The 25,162-nt window shown below is 70.3% G+C and carries 21 protein-coding genes; 4 read left to right on the top strand and 17 right to left on the bottom strand.

The annotated features are described in order from the left end of the window. Positions 1 to 84: 84 nt before the first annotated feature. On the bottom strand, positions 85 to 2,271 hold the full coding sequence (locus H613_RS0105365; protein WP_026923010.1) for an immunoglobulin-like domain-containing protein: 2,187 nt from the start codon (positions 2,269 to 2,271) through the stop codon (positions 85 to 87). 264 nt (positions 2,272 to 2,535) lie between these two features. On the opposite strand from H613_RS0105365, the gene H613_RS24525 reads away from it, so the two are divergent. After that, positions 2,536 to 3,615 (top strand): PQQ-dependent sugar dehydrogenase, encoded by a 1,080-nt coding sequence (locus tag H613_RS24525; protein ID WP_051392977.1) that lies wholly within the window; start codon positions 2,536 to 2,538, stop codon positions 3,613 to 3,615. Positions 3,616 to 3,640: 25 nt separating this feature from the next. Here the strand turns inward: H613_RS24525 and H613_RS24520 are convergent, their stop codons facing one another. The 6 genes from H613_RS24520 to metF all read right to left on the bottom strand — a co-directional run bounded on the left by H613_RS24520 (position 3,641) and on the right by metF (position 10,754). Then, the gene (locus tag H613_RS24520) at positions 3,641 to 5,020 is read right to left on the bottom strand and encodes a serine/threonine-protein kinase (RefSeq protein WP_156925837.1); all 1,380 of its coding nucleotides are present in this window, start codon (positions 5,018 to 5,020) and stop codon (positions 3,641 to 3,643) included. 225 nt (positions 5,021 to 5,245) lie between these two features. Beyond that, a complete protein-coding gene (gene aspS / locus H613_RS0105350; RefSeq protein WP_026923009.1) occupies positions 5,246 to 7,027 on the bottom strand; it encodes an aspartate--tRNA ligase in 1,782 nt (593 codons plus the stop codon). A 549-nt stretch (positions 7,028 to 7,576) separates the two neighbouring features. Then, positions 7,577 to 8,065: an SAV_6107 family HEPN domain-containing protein gene (locus H613_RS0105345; protein WP_169731953.1), complete on the bottom strand. Its 489-nt coding sequence runs from the start codon at positions 8,063 to 8,065 to the stop codon at positions 7,577 to 7,579. 206 nt (positions 8,066 to 8,271) lie between these two features. Continuing rightward, positions 8,272 to 9,048: a DsbA family protein gene (locus H613_RS24515; RefSeq protein WP_051392975.1), complete on the bottom strand. Its 777-nt coding sequence runs from the start codon at positions 9,046 to 9,048 to the stop codon at positions 8,272 to 8,274. A 45-nt stretch (positions 9,049 to 9,093) separates the two neighbouring features. Further along, positions 9,094 to 9,702, bottom strand: a complete 609-nt coding sequence (locus H613_RS0105335) for a hypothetical protein (protein WP_026923007.1) — start codon at positions 9,700 to 9,702, stop codon at positions 9,094 to 9,096. A 125-nt stretch (positions 9,703 to 9,827) separates the two neighbouring features. Then, positions 9,828 to 10,754, bottom strand: coding sequence for a methylenetetrahydrofolate reductase [NAD(P)H] (metF, locus tag H613_RS0105330; protein WP_026923006.1), 927 nt, complete (start codon positions 10,752 to 10,754; stop codon positions 9,828 to 9,830). 94 nt (positions 10,755 to 10,848) lie between these two features. On the opposite strand from metF, the gene H613_RS0105325 reads away from it, so the two are divergent. Further along, positions 10,849 to 11,901 carry a polyprenyl synthetase family protein gene (locus tag H613_RS0105325; protein ID WP_026923005.1) on the top strand — a complete coding sequence of 351 codons (1,053 nt, stop codon included), beginning with the start codon at positions 10,849 to 10,851 and terminating at the stop codon, positions 11,899 to 11,901. 116 nt (positions 11,902 to 12,017) lie between these two features. Beyond that, entirely contained in the window at positions 12,018 to 12,614 is a 597-nt protein-coding gene (locus tag H613_RS0105320) for a hypothetical protein (RefSeq protein WP_026923004.1), read from the top strand. 3 nt (positions 12,615 to 12,617) lie between these two features. Here H613_RS0105320 and H613_RS24510 read toward each other — a convergent pair whose 3' ends face one another. The 8 genes from H613_RS24510 to H613_RS0105280 all read right to left on the bottom strand — a co-directional run bounded on the left by H613_RS24510 (position 12,618) and on the right by H613_RS0105280 (position 21,072). Beyond that, positions 12,618 to 13,823 (bottom strand): PrsW family intramembrane metalloprotease, encoded by a 1,206-nt coding sequence (locus H613_RS24510; protein WP_035736282.1) that lies wholly within the window; start codon positions 13,821 to 13,823, stop codon positions 12,618 to 12,620. Then, the gene (locus H613_RS0105310) at positions 13,820 to 14,413 is read right to left on the bottom strand and encodes a hypothetical protein (protein ID WP_026923003.1); all 594 of its coding nucleotides are present in this window, start codon (positions 14,411 to 14,413) and stop codon (positions 13,820 to 13,822) included. The genes H613_RS24510 and H613_RS0105310 overlap by 4 nt, the downstream gene beginning before the upstream one ends. Before the next feature lie 278 nt (positions 14,414 to 14,691). Continuing rightward, the gene (locus H613_RS0105305) at positions 14,692 to 15,789 is read right to left on the bottom strand and encodes a branched-chain amino acid aminotransferase (RefSeq protein ID WP_051392974.1); all 1,098 of its coding nucleotides are present in this window, start codon (positions 15,787 to 15,789) and stop codon (positions 14,692 to 14,694) included. 153 nt (positions 15,790 to 15,942) lie between these two features. Beyond that, positions 15,943 to 16,980 (bottom strand): 3-isopropylmalate dehydrogenase, encoded by a 1,038-nt coding sequence (locus H613_RS0105300; RefSeq protein WP_026923001.1) that lies wholly within the window; start codon positions 16,978 to 16,980, stop codon positions 15,943 to 15,945. Positions 16,981 to 17,230: 250 nt separating this feature from the next. Beyond that, on the bottom strand, positions 17,231 to 18,829 hold the full coding sequence (serA, locus tag H613_RS0105295) for a phosphoglycerate dehydrogenase (RefSeq protein ID WP_026923000.1): 1,599 nt from the start codon (positions 18,827 to 18,829) through the stop codon (positions 17,231 to 17,233). Between the two features lie 334 nt (positions 18,830 to 19,163). Next, positions 19,164 to 19,700 carry a regulatory protein RecX gene (locus H613_RS0105290; RefSeq protein WP_026922999.1) on the bottom strand — a complete coding sequence of 179 codons (537 nt, stop codon included), beginning with the start codon at positions 19,698 to 19,700 and terminating at the stop codon, positions 19,164 to 19,166. Next, the gene (gene recA, locus H613_RS0105285; protein WP_026922998.1) at positions 19,675 to 20,730 is read right to left on the bottom strand and encodes a recombinase RecA; all 1,056 of its coding nucleotides are present in this window, start codon (positions 20,728 to 20,730) and stop codon (positions 19,675 to 19,677) included. Before recA ends, H613_RS0105290 begins: the two co-directional genes overlap by 26 nt. A gap of 138 nt (positions 20,731 to 20,868) precedes the next feature. Then, on the bottom strand, positions 20,869 to 21,072 hold the full coding sequence (locus tag H613_RS0105280) for a DUF3046 domain-containing protein (protein ID WP_026922997.1): 204 nt from the start codon (positions 21,070 to 21,072) through the stop codon (positions 20,869 to 20,871). 102 nt (positions 21,073 to 21,174) lie between these two features. On the opposite strand from H613_RS0105280, the gene H613_RS0105275 reads away from it, so the two are divergent. After that, positions 21,175 to 21,747, top strand: a complete 573-nt coding sequence (locus H613_RS0105275; RefSeq protein WP_026922996.1) for a TetR/AcrR family transcriptional regulator — start codon at positions 21,175 to 21,177, stop codon at positions 21,745 to 21,747. Between the two features lie 143 nt (positions 21,748 to 21,890). On the opposite strand, the gene H613_RS24505 is transcribed toward H613_RS0105275, so the two are convergent. Next, complete coding sequence (locus H613_RS24505) at positions 21,891 to 23,882, bottom strand: DEAD/DEAH box helicase (protein ID WP_051392973.1); 1,992 nt, start codon at positions 23,880 to 23,882, stop codon at positions 21,891 to 21,893. A gap of 184 nt (positions 23,883 to 24,066) precedes the next feature. Then, on the bottom strand, positions 24,067 to 25,128 hold the full coding sequence (locus tag H613_RS24500) for a GNAT family N-acetyltransferase (RefSeq protein ID WP_281171174.1): 1,062 nt from the start codon (positions 25,126 to 25,128) through the stop codon (positions 24,067 to 24,069). Positions 25,129 to 25,162: the final 34 nt, after the last annotated feature.

The raw sequence follows: 25,162 nt of genomic DNA, 5'->3' as shown, positions 1-25,162 counted from the left end.
CATTCCGCGCATTCGAACGCAGAACCGATTCACCGCTCCGGCCGCGGCCCCGGCGGGCGTCGCCGCCGGGGCCGCGGCCGCCTGCTACCAGGCCGCTTGGAGCCGCTCGTACTCATCGGCGGTCACCGGGAGCACCGTGCCGTGGCGCGGGCTCGCGGGCAGGTCGTACGCCTCCGCTACGGTCCACTCGCCGCTGGAGAGGTCGGTGGTCTCGAACGGGACGTAGCCGCGTCCGCCGAACTCGTCGATGAACATGTACCACTTGTCCTCGGTGTTGGACTTGAACACCAGCGGGCCCTCGCCGCGGCTGATCGCGCCCGCGCCGATGCACTCGGTCAGGAAGTCCCAGTCGGTGTCGGTCAGCGACGTCGAGGTCTGGCCCATGATGAACTTGCCGCACGGCGAGCCGGAGGTGTTCGAGCGCTCGTCCTTGGTGAAGCGGTAGTACACGCCGTCGTGCTCGATGACCGTGGAGTCGATCGTCGAGTAGCCGGCGTCGACCCACACCTGCGGTTCGGAGAAGTGCACGAAGTCGCGGGTGGTCGCGTACATCATCCGGTTGTACGTGTCGTCGGTGTGGTCCTCGGTCTCGTAGAGCTTGGAGGCCCAGAAGACGACGTAGGCGTCGAGCTCGTCGTCCCAGTACGCCTCGGGCGCCCAGGTGTTGCCCGCCGCCTCGGGCGAGACCTCGACGAGGCGCCCTTCGCCCCAGTCGATCAGGTCGGTCGACTCCCAGACCATGATCGAGCGGCTGCCGTGGCGCTGTGCGCCGTCCCAGTCGCCGTTGCCGTGGATCTTCAGGTCGGTGGCGATGAGGTAGAACCGGTCGCCTTCGGGCGAGCGGATGACGAACGGGTCGCGCACGCCGCCCTCGCCCTGGTCGGAGGTGAGGATCGGCTGGGCGCCGTTGAGCTCGTTCCACGCGAGCGGGTCGTTGCCGTCGCTGAGGGCCGCGTAGACCTGCTCGCCGTTCGCGGTGCCCTCGCCGGTGAAGTAGGTGAAGACGTAGCCGGTGTACTCGGCCTGCTCGGGCAGGGGCGGGACGAGGGCGGTGAAGGTGCGCTTCTCCTTCTCGCCACCGCGCTCGACGGTGGCCTTGAGCTTGACCTTGTGGGTCTTGCCGCCAGGCTCGTCGCGGTTGACCAGGCCGTCGGTGGCGATGACGGCGTCCTTGCTGGACTTCCAGGTGATGGTGGTGCCGTTGGCGCCCTCGGTGGGCAGGTGGATCGCCGAGCGGACGTCGTCGAGGTTGGGGATCGCGAGCGCGGCGGCGTCGAGGGCCACCGCCTCGGCGTCGTCGTACTCGGCGAGGACGGTCGCGGTGAAGGCGCGTTGCAGCCGCGCGCTGCCGAGGGTGACGGTCGCGGTGAGCGTGACGGCCTCGTCGGCCTCGTCGGCGGCGGGGCGGGTGACGGCGCCGACCTGGTCGATGACGGCCGGGTCGCTGGAGCTCCAGGCGATCGCCGAGCCGTTCGCGCCCTGCTCGGGCAGCGCGAGGTCGTCGGTGACGGCGCTCGTGTCGCCGAGGTCGATCGCGGCGGCGTCGGCGGCGGCCTTGTCGGCGCTGATGTGGGCGGCCATGTCGCCGATCTCGGCCGCGCTGAGGGCGCCGTCGTAGATGCGGAAGTCGGCGAAATTGCCGTGGAGGTGGCGGTCGCCGGGGTACAGGGACCGGCCGAGGTAGTTGGCGGCGGTGGCGCCGCCGCCGATCTCGCCGGGGGCGATGGTGACGTCCTCGTTGCGGGCGACCTCCTGGCCGTTGAGGTAGAGGACGCCGGTGCCGCCCGCGAGGGTGAAGGCCAGGTGGTTCCAGGTGCCGCGGGCGAGGTCGAAGCCGGCGGCGGTGTTCTGCTCGCAGGTCCAGTGGCAGGTGCTCAGCGAGGTGCGGTACTGGTTCCCGGTGGTGAACAGGTAGCCGTCGCCCCAGGAGCCGCTGGTGTTGCCGAGGCCGTAGACGAAGTAGGGGCCGGCCTGGTCGGGGTCGATCCAGACTTCGGCGGTGACGGTGATGGCGTCGAGGCCGGCCATGAGGTCGTCGGGCATGTCGACGTGGTCGTCGACGCCATCGAGTTCGAGGCCGTCGCCCCAGACGCCGCCGACAGCGGTGCCGTCGTGGCCGTTGCCGGAGGAGTCGTGGACGACGGTGCCGTCGGTCTCGTCGAATTGGTACCAGAGGAGGGGAGCGTCGGCCGTCGCGGCGACGGCCGCTGAGGCGGGGAGCGCCACGGCCGCTGCGGCCAGGACGGTTCCCAGAAGGCGTTTGGACGTCACTGTCTCACCTAACTTCTTCGGGCCGATCGCGCAGGTGGAGGCCTGAGTGATCGGTAACCAGGGGATGGTTTCGGACAGCATAGCTCATGCATCGACATAAATAAACACGTCGATTGGGTGAGCATTTGACAACGCACCGTTCATAAGTGGACATGGCGGGCAAACCATGCCTACTATGGCAATCGCATAGATATCCATCGATTTAAATGGCCTTGCTTCGTGGGAGCGATTCCATTTCAGACCGAGAACAGACAAGGAGCAGCCATGCGACGGAAGCTGACGGTCGTGGGCGCGACGCTCGCAGCCATGATCCTGGGCATCGGAACCGCAGTGGCCCAAGACGACCCGAGCCAGGTCGAGCCGGCGCAGGAAGTCGGGTTCGACTTCGGCGACGGGCAGACGATCGCCCAGGGGCTCTCCATCCCGTGGGGACTCGCGTTCCTGCCCAGCGGCCAGGCCCTGGTCTCCGACCGCAACAGCGGCGCCGTCATGCTCTACAAGGGATTCGGGGCCCCCGAGGTCGTCGGCGGCATCAGCGTCCCGCCGAAGGAGGGCGAATTCGACGAGCGCGGACTGCTCGGCCTGGCCGTCTCCCCGACGTACGAAGAGGACGGCTACATCTACGCCTACCACTCGACCGACGAGGACAACCGAGTGGTGCGCTTCACCATCGAGAACTTCGACCCCGAGCCGATCATCACCGGCATCCCCTCGGCGCTCAACCACAACGGCGGCAGGCTCGCCTTCGGCCCTGACGGGAAGCTGTACGTCTCCACAGGGGACGCTGGTGACAGCGCCAACTCGCAGGACCTCGACAGTTTGGGAGGGAAGATCCTCCGCGCCGACCCGGACGGGTCGGTCCCCGAGGACAACCCGTTCGAAGGGTCGCTGGTCTATTCGCTGGGGCACCGGAACGTCCAGGGGATGGCGTGGGACTCGGAAGGCGAGATGTACGCCAGCGAGTTCGGCCAGAACACCTGGGACGAGTTCAACCACATCGAGGCGGGCGCGAACTACGGCTGGCCGGTCGTCGAGGGCACGGGCGGGGAGCCCGAGTACGTCGACCCGCTGACCACCTGGACCACCGCGGAGGCCTCGCCTTCGGGCGTCGAGATCGTCGACGACGTCGCGTACATCGCCGCGCTCCGCGGCGAGCGGCTGTGGACGGTGCCGGTGCTCGGCGGCGAGCTGGGCGGCGAGCCTGAGGCGGTGCTGGTCGACGAGATCGGCCGGATCCGGACCGTCGAGGTCTCACCGGACGGCTGGCTGTGGGTCGCCACGTCGAACGGCTCGGGCGGCGATGTGCTGATGCGGTTCCCGGCCCTCGATGAGCAGGAAGGTTAGCTAGGCGAACCCTGCGCCGCGGCCATCACCCCTCGCCGCCGCCCGCCGGGGTCGTACCCCCGTCCGCCGGTGTCGTCTCGTCATCAGGGGGTGTTGTCTCGCCGCCAGGGGGTGTCGACTCGTCATCTGGGTTCGTTGACTCGTCACCAGCTGGCGTCGACTCCTCGTCCGCCGGTGTCGACTCGTCCTCAGCAGGCGTTGACTCGTCATCGGTCATCGGCTCGTCGGTCGTGGGCTCCCAGTCGCTGTCGTCGTCCCAGTTCTTCGTCTCTTCGGCCTCAGTGGTCTCGTCTTCGGTGGGCGAGGGGCTGTCGGTCTCCGCGGGCGTACTCGTCGTCTCGGTATCGGTGATCTCCCCGCCGGGGTCATCCTTTCCCCACGGCCCGAAGATCAGCACCAGGATGAGGATGACCACCAGCGTGACGCCGCCGGTGATGAGCCACGGCACCGCTCGGTTGCCCGTGTCTCCGCCGTCCGGGCCGATCGCACCGGTCGGCTGGGCCGCGGTGATGCTTCGCGGCGTGTTCCCACCGCCGAGCATGTGCGTGGCGTCGGCCCCGATGAGCTGCGTCGAGCCATCCGCGGGCGTGGACGGCGGCGATACCGGGATGCCGCCGGTCACGACCCTGCCCTCGCGGGCCGAGCGGGCCATCTCCGAGGCCGAGGTGTACCTGGCCTTCGGGTCCTTCTGGAGGGCCTGCAGCACGACCTGCGCGACCCCCGGCGGGATGTCGCGCGAGAGCGGCGGCGGCGCCTGCGTCATGTGGCCGTTCATGACCGCCACCGGCGTGTCGGAGACGAACGGCGGCTGGCCCATGAGGGCCTCATACGCGACGATGCCCAGCGAGTACAGGTCGGTCGCGCCGGTCAGTTCGGCGCCGTTGAGCTGCTCGGGCGAGGCGTAGGCGAGGGTGCCCATGACCGTGCCGGTCTCGGTCAGGCCCGAGGCGCCGCGGGCCGAGGCGATGCCGAAGTCGACGATCTTGACCGTGCCGCTCTCGTCGACCAAGAGGTTCGCGGGCTTGATGTCCCGGTGGATGATGTCGGCGCGGTGCGCCGTCTCGAGGGCGTCGGCGGCGGTGGCGACGATCTTCATGACCTCGTCGGGCGGCAGCGTGCCGCGATCCCGCAGGATGTCGGCCAGGGAGCGGCCCGCGACCAGCTCCATGACCAGGTACGACACGAGGCCCTCGTCGCCGGTCTCCTCGCCGTAGTCGTAGAGCGCGACGATGCCCGGCGACTGGAGGGCCGCCACGGCCCTGGCCTCGAGTTGGAAGCGGGCGCGGAATTTGTCGTTGCTCGAGAGTCCAGCGTGGAGTATCTTGATGGCGACGTTGCGGCCCAGCCTGGTGTCGAAGCCCTTCCAGACTTCGCCCATGCCACCGGCGGCAAGTCGTTCATCCAATCGATAGCGACCTGCCACCAAGGTCCCGCTCTGCACGTCGAACCGCTCCTCTTATTCCTGCGTCGGCCGGGTGTTACATATATCAGTCATGCGTTCGGGCGCGGCCACAGCCCACCTGACTCCTACCGGTTGGAAGCGTTGAGGGGCAACCGGGCTCATCCTGCGATGCAGGAAATGACGCGCGGCCCGAGCCTGCGCTCGAGCCGCTCCATACGCATCGTAGAACTACTCGTCCACCGTCTCGTCGTCGGTTTCGGGCACGTAGTCGATCCCGGCCTCCGCGCGTTGCTCGGGCGTGATCGGCGTCGGGGCCCCGGTCAGCGGGTCGTAGCCGCCGCCGGTCTTGGGGAAGGCGATGACCTCGCGGATCGAGTCGGCCTTCGCCAGGATCGCGCAGACGCGGTCCCAGCCGAGGGCGATGCCGCCGTGCGGCGGGGCGCCGTACTTGAGGCCTTCGAGCAGGAACCCGAACTTCTCCTGGGCCTCCTCGTGGCTGAGCCCGAGGACGTCGAAGACGCGGCTCTGGACCTTGCGGTCGTGGATGCGGATCGACCCGCCGCCGAGCTCGTTGCCGTTGCAGACGATGTCGTAGGCGTAGGTCAGCGCGTTGCCCGGGTCGGTCTCGAACTTGTCGACCCATTCGGGGTTGGGCGAGGTGAACGGGTGGTGGATGGCCGTCCAGCCGCCCTCGTCGGTGGGCTCGAACATGGGCGCGTCGGTGACCCAGCAGAACGCCCAGGCGTCCTCGTCGATGAGGCCCGCGCGGCGGCCGATCTCGAGACGGGCGGCGCCGAGCAGTTCCTGGGCCTCGCGGCGGTCGGCCCCGGCGGCGAAGAAGACCGCGTCCCCGGCCCCCGCGCCGACGGCGTCGGCGAGCCCGGCGAGGTGCTCCTCGGACAGGTTCTTGGCGACCGGGCCCTTCGGTTCGCCGGTCTCGGGGTTGAAGGTGATGTAGGCGAGGCCCTTGGCGCCGCGCGCCTTGGCCCAGTCCTGCCAGCCGTCGAGCTCCTTGCGGGTCTGCGAGGCGCCGCCGGGCATGACGACCGCGCCGACGTAGCCGCCCGCGTCGATCGCGCCCGCGAAGACGCGGAAGGCGGTGCCGCGGAGGTAGTCGGTGAGCTCGACGAGTTCGGCGCCGAAGCGCAGGTCGGGCTTGTCGGAGCCGTAGCGGTCCATGGCCTCGTGCCAGGTCAGCCGAGGCAGGGGGCGCGGCAGCTCGTAGCCGGCCAGCTCGCCCCACAGGGCGGCGGTGATGCGCTCGCCGAGGTCGATGACGTCCTCCTGGGTGACGAAGGAGGCCTCGATGTCGAGCTGGGTGAACTCGGGCTGGCGGTCGGCGCGGAAGTCCTCGTCACGGTAGCAGCGGGCGATCTGGAAGTACTTCTCGAAGCCGCCGACCATGAGCAGCTGCTTGAACAGCTGCGGGGACTGCGGCAGGGCGTACCAGGAGCCGGGCTGGAGGCGGACGGGGACGAGGAAGTCGCGGGCGCCCTCGGGGGTGGAGCGGGTGAGCGTCGGCGTCTCGACCTCGATGTAGCCGTCGGAGAGGAGGAGGTCGCGGGCGATCTGGTTGGCCTTGGAGCGCAGGCGGATGGCCTGGGCGGGGCCGGTGCGCCGGAGGTCGAGGTAGCGGTGGCGCAGGCGGATGTCCTCGGAGACGTCGATGTGGTCGTCGATCTGGAACGGGAGCGGCGCGGACTCGGACAGCACGGTGAGGGAGTCGGCGGTCACCTCGATCTCGCCGGTGGGGAGCTCGGGGTTCTCGTTGCCCTCGGGGCGGCGGGAGACGACGCCGGTGATCTCGATGCAGAACTCGCTGCGCAGCTCGTGGGCGGCCTTGGCGGCCTCGGAGTCGCGGAAGACCACCTGGACGACGCCCGAGGCGTCGCGAAGATCGATGAACTCCACCCCGCCGTGATCGCGGCGTCGGGCCACCCATCCGGCGAGGGTGACTTGCTGGTCGACGTCAGCGGCACTCAGCGTGCCGGCGAGGTGTGTCCGATACACGGGCTCGATACTCCTCGGGAGTGTTGGGTAGACGATTGTCGGCTGGATCGGCTCACGGCTCGCGAGCTTCGCCGTGGCCGGGTTCATTCTCGCGAATGCCCAGCGCCGTCAGCAATCGTATAACCGCCGCTTCACCAGCTCCGCGGGCGTGCCGAGCGGCTCGTTCCAAGCGGCAGCGGCAGTGTCGCCGGTCACCGATGCGCCCGTGTTCGAGACCGATCGGGGCAACGCGTTCGGCGTCGGATCGAGGCGGACACCGATCCGTGCATGTTGCCGTTCGGCCAGGTGACGGGGGTCGCTGGTGCTCCGTTTCGGCCGAAATGGGAAGGGTCGGCCGCGAGGGTGGCCTTGAGGGGGCCTCAGGCCGGCTTTTGGACCGAATGGGAACACCCGTTCGTATCCGCTGCCGTCGCCACGGGGGCGGGCAGGTCAGTGCACTGCCGAGCTCATGCTTCAGCGCGTAACCGCGCTACTGAACTCACTCTTCAGCGCGCAAACGCGCTGCTGTGCTCACTCTTCAGCGCGCAAACGCGCTGCTGTGCTCATCCTTCAGCGCGCAAGCGCGCTGAAGCCCAGCAGGCGGATCACCACGTCGAGGAAGCGGCGGGCGTCGGCCACGATCGCGTCGGCCTCCTCGGCCGTCACGATGTCGGGGATCCCGGCCTGCGCCAACACCCGTTTGCGGGCCGTGCGGGAGAAGTGGGACGCCCACTCCTCCAGCTCTGGCGCGGCACCCGCCAGCAGCTCCCACGTGCTCGACGGCCGCCCGGGCCGCCTGCGGCCCGCGACGTCGCCCGCCCTGACGGCGAGCACCGCGGCCGCCACGCGCAGCGCGGCCATGTGCGCCTCGGCGTAGCGCTGGCCCGGGCGCACCTGCTCGGCGGCGTCGTCGAGGTCGGTGCGGGCCGTGGCCAGCAGTTGCAGCGGCGAGCGGTTGGGGAGTTGGTCGGCGGGGATGCGCAGACGGGCGTTCTTGACGGTCCCCGCCTGCACGAGACGGGGACCGGTTCGGGTGCCTCCCGGTCGAGAAGCTGCCATGAGGGCCTCCATAACCTTGTTCGAACTTGCGTTCGAGGTTTATGGAACCACACCGGTCCGACATTTTGAACCCCCATCACTACGCCAAAGCAGCAGAACACTACGGATTGTCTTCAATCTGACAGCTGATGCTTTGCCGTCCAACGAAAAACGCCGCACACCGGTCGGCGTGCGGCGTCTCGCTGTCATCTAGGCCACGCGGGCGGTCACTCCTCCACGATCTCGTCGACCAGGCGCAGGTGCGCGCGGGCCTCGTGGCGGCGTCCCAGCCGCTCCAGGGTCCGGCCCAGCAGCCGCCTGGCGTAGAAGTCGGCGGGGTTGACCTCGACCATCGCCTCGGCCAGCACCAGCGCCTTGTTCAGCTGCGCGGACTTGAAGTAGGCCCGCGCCGCCAACTGCACCACGTCCGGATGGTCGGGGTGGTCGCGCATGAGCGGCTCGATCAGGCGCAGCGCCCCCACAGGGTCGCGCTGTCCCAGCAGTTCCTCGGCGTGGCGCAGCCGCTGCGTCTCCTCGGGCACCGCCCGCTCCTCGTCGGCGTCCAGGAACGCCGCCAGATCGTCGGCGTCGGCGCCTTCGAGGACGCGATCGGCCTGCGTGAACGTCGGCACGGTGTTCACGCCGATCGCCTCGCCGCGCAGTCGCTGCTCCCTCACGCCGCGCTTGCCGGCGTCGGTGCGCAGCATCGCGGCGCCCTGGGCGAAGCCCGCCTCCTCGGACAGGCGTCCGAGGACCTCGAGGTCGTCGAGGTCGGCGTCGTGCTCGTGGCGCGCCGCCACGAGTGCGGACACCACGGCGTCCTGGAGGTCCGGCCCGCCGTCGTCGTAGGCGAGGTGGATGAGCCGCTGGGCGTCGGTGTCGTCGACCGGGTGCGGCCGCCAGACCACTTCGACGTCGGTGCGGTCGGCCAGCGCGGCCCGGAGCTGCTCCTTGGCCGAATTGGTCTCCGGCGAGAAGACGTCGGCCCATACTTCAATGCGCATTCCGGGTGCAACGCGCGCGCCGCGCCGCGCATTCCATGCGGCCGGTCATTCGTTGCGCAGCGCCGCCGAGACGACGATGACCAGCTGGAGCAGCCCGAGGGCGGCCATGAGCAGCCACGCGGTGACGGCGACGGTCACGGCCCCGGAGACCCACGTGGTGTACTCCTCGCCGCCACCGATGGCGACGACGCCGGCCACGGCGAAGCCGAGCGCGACGGTCACGGTCCGCACCGACCGCTCCCCCAGCGTGACCATGCCGAGGTCCCGCAGGCCGACCTGGCGGGCGCGCGAGCGGGTCTGGACGTAGATCCAGCACAGCGCGCCGGTGACGGCGACGGCCCAGCCGGGCGCGCCGAGGAACCACAGGGCGAGCAGCCAGAACGCCTCGGTGAGCCGTCCGGCGAGGGGTTCGAACACGATGACGCGCCGCGACAGGCCGTCCGTGCGGGCGGCCAGGAGCGTGTACGCGGCGTCGGCGAGGGCGGTGAGGCCGATGAGCGGCAGGGCGATGAGGATCGCCGAGCCTCCGATGAGGGCGGTCAGGGGCACGAAGAGGCTCGCGACCAGCCCGAGGCCGACGGCGGCCCCCGGTCGCAGCCGCGTCGAGATGATGGCCCGGCCGAGCAGGGAGTCGGCGGGCAGGCGCGTGCGCATGGGACTTGTTGTAGCAGACGGCATCACGGCCGTTCGCGCAGCATCGGACATAATAGAGCACTCTACGTGTCCGGATGGCCACGGCAACGGTTCGGTCGCGCACCCGACACTGGGGACGTCGAGCGTTAGCGGTTCGGACCGGTCTTGGCGCCGTTGAGGTTCTGCCAGACCCGGCGGGTGGACCTGGAGTGGTTCAAAGTCGTGAAGTGCAGGCCGGGCGCGCCTTCGGCAAGGAGCCTCGCGCCCAGTTCGGTGGCGACTTCGACGCCGATGTCGCGGATCGCGTCGCGGTCGTCGGCGACGGCCCGCAGCCGCTCGGCGAGCTCGGCGGGGAAGCCCATGCCGGTGAGGACGGCGAACCGCTCGATCTGCTTGATGTTGGTCACCGGCATGATGCCCGGCACGATCGGGATGTCGCACCCGGCGGCGGCCGCCGCATCGCGCAGCCGCAGGTAGTCCTCGGCGCCGAAGAAGATCTGGGTGATGGCGAAGTCGGCCCCGGCGCGGCATTTCGCGACGAAGTGGCGCACGCCGGTCTCCCAGTCGACGTCCCGGGGGTGGCCTTCGGGGAAGGCCGCCACGCCGACGCTGAAGTCGCCGGAGGCCTTGATGAGCTCGACCAGCTCGCGCGCGTGGGTCAGCCCCTCGGGGTGCTTGACCCATTCGGCTCTGGGGTCGCCCGGGGGGTCGCCGCGCAGGGCGAGGATGTTGCGCACCCCGACGTTGGCGAAGTGCCCGATGAGGTTGCGCAGCTCGGCCACGGAGTGGTCGACGGCGGTGCAGTGCGCCATCGTCAGCAGCGTCGTGTCGGAGACGATCCGCTCGGTCGTCTCGACGGTCTTGACCCTGGTCGAGCCGCCCGCGCCGTAGGTGACCGAGACGAAGTCGGCGCCGAGGCTCTCCAGGGCGCGGACGGTGCGCCACAGGGTGGCCTCGTCCGTCGTAGAGCGGGGCGGGAACATCTCGAAGGAGAACCTCGGGGTGCCCGAACGGAGCAGGTCGCCGATCTTGGCGCTCTGCTGCGGCATCACTGAGGCGACTCCGAGGGTCATGAGCCAACGGTAACGACTCGGGAACACGTGTGCTGACCTGCATGCGGGACCACCCACTAGTTGGGACGGCGCGAGGGTCTCCTAGGGTCGGGGCGTGGAGCTCAAAGACCGCATCGACGCCGCCCTGGCCGCGTTCCTGGACCGGCAGGCCGCCGTGATCCGCGGCATCGACGACAGCCTGGGCGTGTACGCCGAGACCGTCAGCGCCTTCGTGCTGGGCGGCGGCAAGCGGATCCGTCCCGTGTTCGCCTACTGGGGGGCGCGCGGCGCGGGCCTGGCCGACTCCGAGGCGCTGGTGGCGTGCGTGTCGTCGCTGGAGCTGCTCCAGGCCTCGGCGCTGATGCACGACGACCTCATCGACGGCTCGGACACGCGCCGCGGGGCGCCGTCGATCCACCGCCGGTTCACCGCCATGCACGAGCGCGAGGGCTGGTCGGGGCGTCCCGAGGAGTTCGGCGAGGCCGCGGCGATCCTGCTGGGCGACCTGTGCCTGGTCTGGTCGGACGAGCTGCTGTGCTCGGCGGGGATGCCGTTCGAGGCGGTGGCCGCGGCCAGGGCCGACTTCGACCTCATGCGCACCGAGGTCAGCGCCGGGCAGTACCTGGACGTGCTCTCGGAGGTGCGCCGCGACGTCTCGGAGGACACCGCCGCGAAGGTCGCCCGCTACAAGTCCGCGAAGTACACGATCGAGCGGCCGCTGCTCATCGGCGCGTCCCTGGCCGGGGCGGGCGAGGCGGTCCGCGCGCACTACTCGGGGATCGGCCTGCCGCTGGGCGAGGCGTTCCAGCTGCGCGACGACGTCCTCGGCGTCTTCGGCGACCCGGCGCAGACCGGCAAGCCCGCCGGTGACGACCTGCGGGAGGGCAAGCACACGTTCCTGGTGGCGCGGGCCTGGGCCGCGGCCGACGGGGCGCAGCGCGCGGCGCTGGACGCGGGGCTGGGGAATCCGGGCCTCGACGAGGCGGGCGTGGAGCGGCTGCGGGCGATCCTGATGGACACCGGGGCGCTGGCCGACACCGAGCACCGGATCGAGGTGCTCGCGGCGCAGGCCGAGGCGGCGCTGGAGTCATCGAGGGGCGACGTCGACCCGGCCGCGCTGGAGGTCTTCGCCGGGCTGCTCGTGGGCGCGGTCAAACGCGACTTCTAGACACGCCGGATCATTCGAACGTGTGGCCTCGCCCCTCGCACGGGTGACTCACGGTTACCTCTCGGATGCCCGCTCGTTGATCCCCATAGGAGATATGGACGAACGGTGGGACTTCTGTGGGACTCTTCGGCGCCATCGGGCGCGAGACCAAGGGCGCGATTCGATCATTCAACTACGATGTGCACCATTCGAAACGGTTCCGTCAGCTCGGTGTGCTGGCGGTGGCCGCGGTCGCGGGCGGCGTGATGGCCACCGGGCTGCTGGTGCGCACGCCGGTCCCCGAACTGATCGGCGTAGAGGCGGACCAGGACGGATCGGACGTCACCGGCGGCTGGTCCGGACACGGCGCGGGCACGCAGGCGCAGGACGCCGAGGCATCGCCGGAGGCGTCGGGCGGCGTCCCGGCCCCGAGCGAGGCGACCGGTTCCGCGGCGGGCCAGGGGGCGCCGAGTGCCGAGGCGGGCAAGACGGACACGCAGGCCGGGGCGCCGGAGGCCACGCCGGGGCTGACGCCGATCGAGAAGCCCGGCGGTCCGGCCTCGGAGGAGAGCGACGCCGCCGCGACCGAGACGCCCGAGACCGAACCCGAGCCGAGCGAGACGCCGACGACGACGAGTGAGCCGTCCCCGAGCGGGACGCCCACCGAGCAGCCGACCCCCACGAAGACCCCTTCGGCGTCGCCGACGCCGACCAAGACGCCGATCGGCGAATGAGCCTCAGCGGGGCGCGACGGTCGCCTCGTCGACCTCGGCCGGGTCGTTGAGCTCCGCGAGCTCGGCGCGGATCGCGGCGATGTTGCGCTTGACGGCGGCCACGTCGGGCGCGTCGTCGGCGTCGGCGTCGCGGCGCTGCTCGCGGGCCAGGATCGCCGCCAGCCGGATCAGTTCGCGCTGCAGACGGCCCCGCAGGTGCCCGGCGGGCTTGCCCCAGCGCTTCGCGTCCTGGTTGCGGGCCTTGCGGCGGCTGCGCAGCGACCGCATCGTCGTCAGATCCTCGGTGGTGACGACCGCCTCGGGCTGGTCGGACATGGTGGTGACGAACCAGCGCCACTCGGCGCGCGCCGCGAAGTGGTAGAGCACCAGGAACAGGCCCAGGATGATCAGGCCCTTGCCGTAGACCAGCGGGAGGGACAGCCGCGGGTCCAGGCCCGGCACACCCGGCAGGTTCCACAGCGCGTGCATGGCCATGGCCAGCAGGAACAGGCCGACCGCGACCAGGACCCGCACCCGCATCGGCCGCCGCACCTGCGTGACGAGGTAGGCGATGCCGAGCCCGGCCGTGCCCGAGTACAGCGGATGGGACCAGGGCCCGGCGACCAGGATGCGCGTGAAGGTGACCGTCATCGACCCGGCCCAGTCGGAGTTGGGGTTGATGACGGCGAAGTTGATCGCGTAGGTGAGGTTCTCCACGACCTGGAAGCCCAGGCCGACCAGGGCGCCATAGATGAGGCCGTCGATGGACCGGTCGAAGTGCTCGCGGACGATGAGGACGAGCATGACCACGCCGAGGGCCTTGAGCCACTCCTCGTTGAGCGGCCCGGCGATCGCCGGGCCCCACGTGCGGGCCCACTCGGCGTCGTTGAGCTCGGCGAGGACGACCAGGGCGGCGTCGTTGGCGGTCATGGAGAACGAGACGGCGGCCAGGCCGCCCCAGCACATGGCGGCGGCCCTGACGGTGACCGGCTCGCTCTCGAACAGGTCGAGGCGGGCGAGGATCCACAGGAACACCGCCGCCAGGACCGCGTTGATGGCGATCGAGCCCCACAGGGCCCCGGCGATGTCGCTGTACTCGGGCGACAGGACCCGGCCCAGGCCGATGAGCCCGAAGATCAGGCAGGCGACGTAGATCCAGTAGGCGGGGCGCCTGACGCGGATGAAGGCGCCCTGGTTCTCGACGATCACGCGTTCGGTGGCGACGCTCATGTGCCGCTCAGCACGAAACTCGAGAGGAAGTCGTCGGCGCCTGCCGTGCTGTCGTCGAGCCGGCCGGCGGGCGCGATCGTGATGACGGTGGCGGCGGCCCCGCCGTTGTCGCCGACCACGATGATGGTTCCGGCGATGTTGCGCCCATAGAGGTCGGCGCGGTAGCCCTCCAGGCCGTTGATCTGGTTGCGGTACTCGCGGACGTTGGAGGCCTCGACGCCCGGCTGCGTGGTGGTGAGGCGGTCGACCCGGCGGTCGAGGAGCCGTCGAAGGTTGGTCACAGCGGTGTCGACCTGGACGATGGCGCTGACCTTGCCGCGGGTGAGCTCGATGCGGTGCCGCGACAGGTTCAGCCCGGCGCTCCAGCCGCTGCCGGGGGGCAGGAACTGGAGTTTCGCGTCGGACACCGGGTACGACTCGAGGGTGATCGTCTCCCCCGGCACGAGCTTCTCGGTGGTGTCGCCGACGGCGCGCTCCAGCCCGGTCCACAGCGCCATCGGCAGCACGATGGCGACGGTGACGAGGACGGTCTGCCACAGGTGTCCGCGTTCCAGGCCGATCCGGTTCAACCGTATGGTGGCCTCGCCCAAGAGTCCCCTCCCCGAGTCGCCGCAGACGCGGAGACGTCAGTCGCCCTCCGCGCGTGCACTACAAGGGTACGGGGAGGAAACCCGGGCCCGCCCCCGGTTTGGGGATGTCCTTCGGGCCGGACCGGGGCCGTGTCCGGCCCGTTCACTGCGCTGCCGGGCTTTTGGTGTGGCCGGCTCGCGAGCCGCGAACCGGCCACACCAAAAGGATTTCGAGCCATAAAACAGCACTGCGAGTAGACAAACGGACTCGGATTCGGCGCTGCCCCGAAGGGCCTCCCCTAGGCGATCCGCGTCGTCCACCCGTGGGTGTCCTCGGCGCGGCCGTGCTGGATGTCGAGGATCGCCTGGCGCAGCTGCATGGTGAACTTGCCGGCCTCGCCGCCCGCGACGGTGAACTCGCCCTTGCGGCTCTTGACCGTCCCGATCGGGGTGATGACCGCGGCGGTGCCGCAGGCGAACGCCTCGGTGAGCGCCCCGGACTCGGCGTCGTCCCTCCATCGTGTGAGCGCGTAGTCGGTCTCGCGGACCTCCCAGCCGGACTCCGAGGCCAGCGTGAAGATCGCGTCGCGGGTGATGCCGGGCAGGATCGTGCCGAGCTTCGGGGTGTAGACGACCCGCTCGTTCTCGTACACGAAGAACAGGTTCATCCCGCCGAGCTCGTCGACGTACTCGTAGTTGACCGCGTCGAGGAACACCACCTGGTCGCAGCCGTGCTCGATGGCCTCCGACTGGGGCAGCAGGCTGGCGGCGTAGTTGCCGCCGCACTTGGCGGCGCCGGTGCCGCCGGGCCCGGCGCGGTTGTACTCCTCGGAGACCCACAGCGTGAGCGGCTGCGGGCCGTTCTTGAAGTAGGCCCCCGCGGGCGAGGCGATGACCAGGTACTGGTACTCCTTCGCCGGACGCACCCCCAGGAACTGCTCGGAGGCGAACATGAACGGCCGCAGGTACAGGCTGGCCTCCTCCTGGCCGGGCACCCAGTCGCCGTCGACGGCGAGCAGCTCGGCGATGGAGTCGAGGAACCACTGCTCGGGCAGGTGCGGCATCGCCATCCGCTCGGCCGAGAGGTTCATGCGCCTGGCGTTGGCCTCGGGGCGGAACAGGCCGATGCCGCCGTCGGGGTAGCGGTAGGCCTTGAGCCCTTCGAAGATCTCCTGCGCGTAGTGCAGCACCGCCGCCGAAGGGGACAGGGTGATCGGCGCGAAGGGCCTGACGCGGGCGTCGTGCCAGCCGCGGTCGGCGTGGTACGACATGGTGAACATGTGGTCGGTGAACAGGGAGCCGAACCCGGGGTCGGCGATCAAGCGCTCGCGCTCGGCGGCGGGGATCGGGTTCGGGTGCGGCTCGCGCCGCAGGTCGGGAAGACCATCGGTGGTCATGGGAAGTCCTTCGTCAATGCCTGTGCTGTACATGGGTGCTGTGCCTAACTTACCGCTCGTTCAGGTTGTCAGGCAGGTCGTGTTCGGGTCGCGAACGACACGGAAACGCCCGGCGAGTGTCACTCGCCGGGCGTAGTCAGAGCTGGTGGCTCGCTAGCTCAGTTGTCCGGCGACGTCGGCGGCTACTCGCTCGCCTACCTCGGCGGTGCGGACCTTGGCGCCCGCGTCGCGCCCGGACAGCTCGCGCTCGACCGCGGCGTTCACCGCGGCGGCGGCGTCGGCCCGGCCCAGGTGCTCGAGCAGCAGCGCGGTCGAGGAGATCGCGGCGATCGGGTCGGCGATGCCCTGCCCGGCGATGTCGGGAGCCGAGCCGTGGACGGGCTCGAACGTCGAGGGGTGCGTGTGGTCGGGGTTGACGCACCCCGAGGCGGCCAGTCCGATGCCGCCGGTGACGGCGGCTGCGATGTCGGTGAGGATGTCGCCGAACAGGTTGTCGGTGACGATCACGTCGAAGGTGTGGGGGCGGCTGACCAGGAACATGGCGGCGGCGTCGACGTGCTGGTACTCGGTGGTGATGTCCGGGTACTCCTCGGCGACGTCGTTGAAGGCCCGCTGCCACAGGCCGCCCGCGTGGACGAGCACGTTGGTCTTGTGGACGAGGGTGAGGCGGCCGCCTCGTCGCTTGGCGCGCTCGAAGGCGTCGCGGACGACCCGCTCGACGCCGTAGCGGGTGTTCAGGCTCTCCTCGGTGGCGATCTCGGCGGACGAGCCGGTGTGGAGGTTGCCGCCCGCGCCGGTGTAGAGGCCCTCGGTGCCCTCGCGGACCACCACGAAGTCGATGTCGCCGGGCTTGACGTCGGCCAGCGGCGTGGACGCGCCCGGGTAGAGGCGGCTGGGCCGCAGGTTCACGTACTGGTCGAACTCGAAGCGGAGCTTCAGCAGCAGGCCGCGCTCGAGCACGCCGGGCGGGACCGACGGGTCGCCGATGGCGCCCAGGAGGATCGCGTCGTGTTCGTCGAGTTCGGACAGCACGGTTTCGGGGAGCACCTCCCCGGTGGCGTTGTAGCGGCGCGCGCCGAGGTCGTACTCGGTGGCCTCGTAACCGGGAAGGGCCACGTCGAGCACCTTCCGGGCCTCGGCGATGACCTCTTGCCCGATCCCGTCGCCGGGGATGACCGCGATCCTGCTCATGCTGCCTCTCTGATTTCGTTCCTCAGCGCGCTGACGCGTTTCGATCCTCGATGCGGTGGAGTGAACTGACGCACCGCACCTGATTCCCGCCACGAGCTGCGGTTCGCGAGTTTCACAGAGGGCCGATCGGCCCGGAAACGCGGAATGCGGGCGGGTGCGTTCACCTTAACGCACCCGTCCCGCATTCCGACGAATGGCTCTCAGCAAGTGGAACCAGGCGGTGGATCTCCACGTCAGCGGAGGCCCCGCGTCAGTCCTCGAGCGTCACCGCGCTGGCGGCCGAGGCGCCGACGGTCTCCTTGATCCGGCCGAGCACCTCGGACGGAACCGGCGCGTCGGTGGCCATCACCATGAACGCGTCGCCTCCGGCGGCCTTGCGGGCCACCTGCATCGCGGCGATGTTGATGCCCAGGTCGCCCAGGGTGCCGCCGATGAGGCCGACCACTCCCGGGCGGTCGGTGTAGCGCAGGAACAGCAGCGAGCCCTCGGCGTCGATGTCGACCTCGAAGCCGTCGACCTGGGTGAGCCTGCGCGTCTCGTGCGGGCCGGGGCTGAGCGTGCCCGACACCGTCAGGGTGGTGCCGTCGACCAGCGCGCCGCGCAGGGTGACCAGGGTCTGGAACTCCGGCGACTCGGTCGAGGTGTACAGGCCCAGCTCGACGCCGCGCTGCTCGGCGACCAGCGGCGCGTTCACGTAGGTGACCGAGTCGGCCACCTCGGCGAACAGGCCCTTGGAGGCGGCCAGCTGGAGCACCGAGACGTCGTTGGCGACCACTTCGCCGCGGACCTCGACGGTGACGGACTGGACGGCGCTGTCGGCCAGCGCGGTGAAGGTCTTGCCGAGGCGCTCGGCCAGCGGCAGGAGCGGGCGCACGTCCTCGGCGACGACGCCGCCTGCCTGGACGTTCGCGGCGTCGGGCACGAACTCGCCCGACAGCGCGAGCTTGACGCTCTTGGCGACGGCCAGCCCGGCGTTGTCCTGGGCCTCGCGGGTGGAGGCGCCCAGGTGCGGGGTGGCCACGACGTTGTCGAGCTCGAACAGCGGCGAGTCGGTGCACGGCTCGGAGTCGAACACGTCGATGCCCGCGCCCGCGACGCGGCCGTCCTTCAGGGCCGCGACGAGTGCGGCCTCGTCGACCAGGCCGCCGCGGGCGGCGTTGACGATCCGCACCCCGCGCTTGACCTTGGTGAACGCGTCCTCGCCGAGGAGACCGAGGGTCTCGGGCGTCTTCGGCAGGTGAATGGTGATGAAGTCCGATGCGGCGAGCAGCTCGTCGAGGCTGACGAGCTTGACGCCGAGCTTCGCGGCCTGCGAGGGCTGCGCGTACGGGTCGTAGGCGACGACGTCCATGTCGAACGCCTGCATGCGGGTGGTGACCAGCTGGCCGATCTTGCCGAAGCCGATGACGCCGAGGGTCTTGCCCTGGATCTCGACGCCGGTGAACTTCTTGCGGTCCCAGCGGCCCGCGCGGAGCGAGGCGTCGGCGCGCGCGGTGTGGCGCGCGCCCGCGAGCAGCAGCGTGATGGCCTGCTCGGCGGCCGAGACGATGTTGGAGGTCGGCGCGTTGACGACCATGACGCCGCGCTGGGTGGCGGCGGGGAGGTCGACGTTGTCGAGTCCGACGCCCGCGCGCGCGACGACCTTGAGCTTCGGCGCGGCTTCGAGGGCCGCGGCGTCGATCCTGGTGGCGGAGCGGACGATGACGGCCTCGGCGTCGGCGAGCGCGGCGTGGAGGGAGCTGACGTCCGTTCCGTCGATCTCCCGGACGTCGAAGTCTCCGGAGAGCACTTCGATCGCTGCGGGCGCGAGTGGGTCTGCTACCACCACGACGGGTTTCGGTTCGGTCATGGATACCTCGCAAAGGTAAGGAGAGACGAAAGGACCGGGCGCGGCGCTGCGTCGTCGTGGCCCATCGTATGTCGATCGCGTTAACAGCTCCTCACGGACCGGCGACCGTCCAAACTCTGGAACACGGTTCCCACGCAGCGAGGACGTTGTGAATGACCGGGCGCACTATGGCGGAAATCTTACGGAGAGGGGAGCGAGGTCACGATTTCGGGTGAAATGCGAGGCGCGAGGCGCGAGGCGCGAGGCGCGAGGCGCGAGGCGCGAGGCGCGAGGCGCGAGGCGCGAGGCGCGAGGCGCGGCGACATGATCGCTCAGCCCCACCGCTTCGTCGAGCTCACTCGAAGTGGGACTCCTCGTCGAGCAGCTCCGCCGCCTCCTCATCGGCCTCGGCCAGGACCTGCTTCACCACCGGGATCGCCACACCGGCGCCGTAGCCCTTCCTGGCGAGCATCCCCACCAGCTTGCGGAGGACGGCCTCCGGCTCCTGGCCCGCCAGGCTGCGGTACCGCCTCCTGGCCAGCTCCAACGCCGCCTCGCGCTCGTCCTCGTCGCTCACCGCCTCGACCGCCGCCTCCACGTACTCGGCGTCGACGCCCTTCCGGCGCAGCTCCCCCGCCAGCGCCCGCTTCGAGAGCCCCCGGCCGCGGTGCCTCGAGTCGACCCACGCCCGCGCGAACAGCGCGTCGTCGATCAAGCCGACCTCCGAGTAGCGCTCCAGGATGTCGGCCACGACGTCCTCGGTGAAGCCTTTGCGGCGCATGGCGTCACCGAGCTCGGAGTGCGTCCGGGGCCGCCCCGACAGCAGTCTGAGGCAGTACTGCCGGGCGGCCTCCGGATCGTCCGGCTTAGAAGTCGACTGCGGCTTCTTCACTCTCCGCCTCACCCGCGGCCTCGGCGGTGACATCGGCGCCGACGCCGAGCTTCTCCTTGATCTTCTTCTCGATCTCGAGCGCGAGGTCCGGGTTCTCCTTGAGGTTGAGCCGGACCTTCTCCTTGCCCTGGCCGAGCTGGTCGCCCTCGTAGGTGTACCAGGCGCCGGACTTCTTGACGATGCCGTGCTCGACGCCCATGTCGATGAGCGAGCCCTCCCTGGAGATGCCGTGCCCGTACAGGATGTCGAACTCGGCCTGCCTGAACGGCGATCCGACCTTGTTCTTCACGACCTTCACGCGGGTGCGGTTGCCGACGGCCTCGCCGCCGTCCTTCAGCGTCTCGATGCGGCGGATGTCCAAGCGCACGGAGGCGTAGAACTTCAGCGCCTTGCCGCCCGAGGTCGTCTCGGGCGAGCCGAACATCACGCCGACCTTCTCGCGCAGCTGGTTGATGAAGATCATGGTGGTGCCGGTGTTGTTCAGACCGCCGGTGATCTTGCGGAGCGCCTGGCTCATGAGCCGGGCCTGGAGGCCGACGTGGGAGTCGCCCATCTCGCCCTCGATCTCCGCGCGGGGCACGAGCGCCGCGACGGAGTCGATCACGATGAGGTCGACCGCGCCGGAGCGGACCAGCATGTCCGCGATCTCCAGGGCCTGCTCACCGGTGTCGGGCTGGCTGACGAGCAGGTCGTCGACGTTGACGCCGAGGGCCTCGGCGTAGATCGGGTCGAGCGCGTGCTCGGCGTCGATCATCGCCGCGATGCCGCCTTCGGCCTGGACGTTCGCCATAGCGTGCAGCGCGATCGTGGTCTTACCACTGCTCTCCGGGCCGTACACCTCCACGATCCGGCCCTGCGGCAGGCCGCCGACGCCGAGCGCGGCGTCGAGCGCGATCGAACCGGTCGGAATGGTCTTGATGTTCTGCTTGGGCTTCTCCCCCAGTCGCATGACCGAGCCCTTGCCGAACTGCTTGTCGATCTGGGCCAGCGCGAGATCGAGCGCCTTGCCCTTGTCCTGTGGGTTCGCCATGCCGCCCCCTTTAGATGCAGTTTGCTTCGCCATGTCGAATACGGTAGTCCCCTCGACCGACAACCTAGGGCAACGGCCTGTTCGAACAAGGCGCATCTCGCAGCGACGAAGCACACGCCGGACGCGTCCGGCGGGGCCTCAGCGGACGAGGCGCGCGGGCACGCGGTCGGGCCAGGTCCGGCACACCGCGATCCACACGGCCTTCGCGTTCTCGCCTTGGGCGAGCGCTTGGTCGATGGTGCGGTCGCCGAGCATGCCGATGGAGTGGTCAGAGGCGACGCTGCGGGCGTATCCGGCGCCGAAGGTCTCGTCCATGCGCTCCCAGAAGTCGCTGAGCTTCATCGGCCGCCCACCTCCGGCCCGGACTCGAATGAATGCTGGATCATGGCCCTACGGTAGGCGACACACTGGCCCGCGGTCGCAGGCGGATGGCAAGATTGCCGCGTGCCTCGCGTCAGCCAAGAACACCTCGACTCGCGCCGCCAGCAGATCCTGGACGGCGCCCGCTCCTGCTTCGCCCGCTTCGGATACGAGGGGGCCACGGTGCGGCGTCTCGAGGAGGCCACCGGGCTCTCGCGCGGGGCGATCTTCCACCACTTCCGCGACAAGGACGCGCTGTTCCTGGCCGTGGCCTCGGTCGACGCGGCCGAGATGGCCGCGACGGTCGGCGAGCGCGGCCTGGTCGGCGTCATGCAGGATCTGACGGCCGCGGCCGACAAGCCCGAGACGGCGGGCTGGCTCGGCACCCAGCTCGAGGTGGCGCGGCGGCTGCGCACCGACCCGGAGTTCGCCGAGGCGTGGGGGCGCCGGCGCGAGGCGATCGCCGAGGCCAGCAGGGAGCGCCTGGAGCACCAGAGGGAGCTCGGCGTCCTGCGCACCGACATCGACATCGAGGTCTTGGCGGGGTTCCTGCAGCTGGTCTACGACGGCCTGACGCACTACCTGGCCGCCGGCCGCGAGGATCTGGAGATCACGCGGATCCTCGGGCTCGTCGAGGACGCGGTGCGCCGTCATTAGTGAGGTGTGAGCGCCCCGGTCGAGGCGGGGCCGTGATCCACGAAACCGGATGCCTCGTTGTCGATATATATCTTAGATGACAGCAGCGGACGGCCCCGAAAAGCGGTGCTCCTCGGGGCCGTCCGGCGTTCGTCTATGTGGTGCTACCAGCTGCGGCGCGGACGGTCGTCGCGGTCGCGACGGTCGCCGTCCCAGCGGTCGCGACGGTCCCGGTTGCCCTGGAAGCCGCCGCCCCGGCCGCCGCGGTCATCGCGGTTGCCCTGGTAACCCTGGCGGTCGCCGTCGCGGTTGCCGCGGTAGCCGCCGCGGTCATCGCGATTGCCGCGGAAGCCCTGGCGGTCGCCGTCGCGGTTGCCGCGATAGCCGCCGCGGTCGTCACGGCCCCGGTAACCGCCCTCGCGGTCGCCCCGGTAGCCCTGGCGGTCGCCGTCACGGCCCCCGCGGTAGCCGCCGCGCTCGCCGCGGTCGTCGCGGCTGCCCCGGTAGCCGCCGCCCCGGCGGTCGCCGCCCTGTCCGCCGCGGCCGTAGCCGCCGCGTCCGCCGCCGCGTTGACCACCGCGGTCGTCGCGGTCGCGCCTGGGGCCCTTGTCGCGGCGATCGCGCTTGGACGGGCCCTCGACGAGCTCGCGCTCGGCCTGCTCGCGCAGGCGCACGGCCTCGGCCTTCAGCCCTTCGACGTCCTCGCGGAGCCGCTCGATCTGGCGCTCCATGCGCTGGACCTCGGCCTCGTTCTGGGTCGCCTGGTGCTCGGCGCGGGCGGCCCGCAGGTCGGTGAAGTTCCGCGCCCCGAGCAGCTCGGCGAGCTCGGCGTCGAAGTTGTCGTTCACGAAGTGACGCTTGGCCTCGATGCCGGCGCGCTCGATGAGGCTGAACATGCTGCGGTTCTGGTGCGGGAGCACCAGGGTGGCGACGGCGCCGGACTGGCCCGCGCGGGCGGTGCGCCCCGCGCGGTGCAGGTAGTCCTTGTGGGTCTTCGGCGGGTCGACGTGGAGCACCATGTCGACGCCGTCGACGTGGATGCCGCGCGCGGCGACGTCGGTGCACACCAGCGCGTCGAGGCGGCCGTTCTTGAACCGGTCGAGGACCTTGGAGCGGTCCTGCTGGGACATGCCGCCGTGCAGGCCCTCGGCGTTGACGCCGGCCTCGCGCAGCTCGTCGGCGATGCGGTCGACGGCGAGCTGGGTGCGCACGAAGACCATGGTCAGACCGGGACGTCCGGCGACGGCCGCGGTCATGGTGGCCTTGTCGCGCGGGCCGATGAGCAGCAGGTGGTGGGTCATGGTGGTGACCGCGCCGGCCGACGGGTCGACCGAGTGCTCGACGGGCTCGGACAGGTACTTGCGGACGAGGACGTCGATCTCGTTCTCCAGCGTGGCCGAGAACAGCATGCGCTGGCCGCCCTCGGGCAGCTGGTCGAACAGCTCCTCGACCTCGGGCAGGAAGCCCATGTCGGCCATCTGGTCGGCCTCGTCGAGGACGGCGAGCTCGACCGAGTCCAGGGAGCATTCGCCGCGGCGGATCAGGTCGCGCAGGCGGCCGGGGGTGGCGACGAGCATGTCGACCCCGGCGCGGAGCGCGTCGATCTGGCGGGAGAACGCGGTGCCGCCGCAGACGACCTTCATCTCGATGCCGACGGCGTCGCCGAAGATCTGGAGCGAGTCGGCGACCTGGATGGCGAGTTCGCGGGTGGGGGTCAGGATGATCGCGCGCGGGTGCTTCGGCTTGGTGCGTCCGCCCGCGGCGAGGCGGGCGAGGGCGGGCAGGCCGAAGGCGAGGGTCTTGCCCGAGCCGGTCTGGGCGCGGCCGAGGACGTCGCGCCCGGCGAGCGCGTCGGGGATGGTGGCGGCCTGGATCGGGAAGGGCGTCTCGATGCCCCGCTCGGCGAGTGCCGCGGTGATCTTCTCGGGGAGTCCGAGGTCTTCGAAGGCGGGCTGGTCCGATTCGGGGTTCACTTCGTCGGTCTCGACGGTGAACGCCTCGGCTTCGGGTGCCTCGGCTTCGGATGCCTCGGCCTGGACGGTCGCCTCGCCGCTCTCGGCGGCGGCCGCGGGGGCCTCGGTGGTGGTCTCAGGTGCTTCGTTCGGGGTGTCGGGCTGTTCTACGGCAGCATCCGACGACGTCGGTTCAATGGTCATGGTTCGCCTTCCGCGAGGACATGTGCGATGCACGTTCCGCGGATGCTTTGATTTCACCATGAGCCGACGGTGATGGGGGCGGGACGCGCCTGATCGGGCCACTTGACGGGCCGACTATTGACAATAGCCGACCATGAGGAGCTCACGCCACCGCCATGGCCGGCTTGTGGGTAGCGACACCTTCTCAGGCGTCGAGTCTGCGTATGTATTCACCTGAGGCGTCGACGGTCTCGTAGCCCATTTTGACGTTGATGTCGATCATGTGGGCGTTGACGTCGGCGTTGTCGGTCCAGATGGTCCCCACGTTCGGGAACTGCTCGCGCAGCAGGCGCAGGTTGACCACCTTGGTGAGCGTGCCGAGCCGGTGGCCGCGGTGTCCGGGGTCGACGATGGTGATCCACTGGAAGCCGTGCTGGAAGTCCGGGTCGTCGAACACGCCGATGACGGTGTTGGCGACGACCTCGCCGGAGGCGCGGTGGCGCGCCACGGTCGTGACCGGGATGACGCCCACGGCCTCATTGCGGACGGCCTTGGCCTCCTTGAGTTCCGCGTCGATGGTCTCCGGCTCGAGTTCGAGGTCGCCCAGCGGGATCTCGGACAGGATCATGGAGTCCAGGCGGCACATGGTGTCGACCAGTTCGGCCGGGGTGCGGCCGAGCCAGGAGATGACCTCGTACTCCTCGCCCGCGGCGGCGACGGCCCGGTCCAGGAGGGCCTGCTCGGCTTCGGGGCTCATCGCGTCGGTCGCGCAGCGGCGGATGACGCAGGTCAGAGCGAGCTTGAAGCCGTGCTTCTCAAGGAAGCGCCGCCCCGCTTCACTGCGTTCGGGACCGTCTTCCCAGGTCATGTGGGTTGCGGTGGACAATTCGGTGCGTCCTGCGGCGCGGGCGTGCTCGATGAACTGCTCCAGCAGCGCCGTGCCGATGCCCCGGCGGCGGTGGTCGGGGTGGACGATCAGGTCGGCCCCGGCGAAGTGCAGGTTGTCCCGGTTGGGGAGGCCGATGTCCAGCTTGCCGACCACGGTGCCGCCTTCGACGGCGACGAAGATGGTTTCGTCCGCATCGGGGCTGGGGTGGGCGAGCCACTTGACGAACACGCCCTTGTGGGGCGGCGCGTGCTCGGGGGCGTCGGCCGCGTGGGCGGCGCGCATGACGTCGAAGGCGCCGGAGACGAGGTCGCCGTCCGCGGGATCGAGTTCGATGATTTCCATGGGGTTCAGTGTCGCGAGTCGACGGCCCGGGAGCAATCGAATTAACCGGTCGCTCCCAGGGGGTCAACGC

This window comes from Glycomyces arizonensis DSM 44726 (assembly GCF_000482705.1).
GTDB classification, from domain to species: domain Bacteria; phylum Actinomycetota; class Actinomycetes; order Mycobacteriales; family Micromonosporaceae; genus Glycomyces; species Glycomyces arizonensis.
Note: the sequence above shows the minus strand (reverse complement) of the source record. Positions and strands in the feature narration are given on the sequence as shown.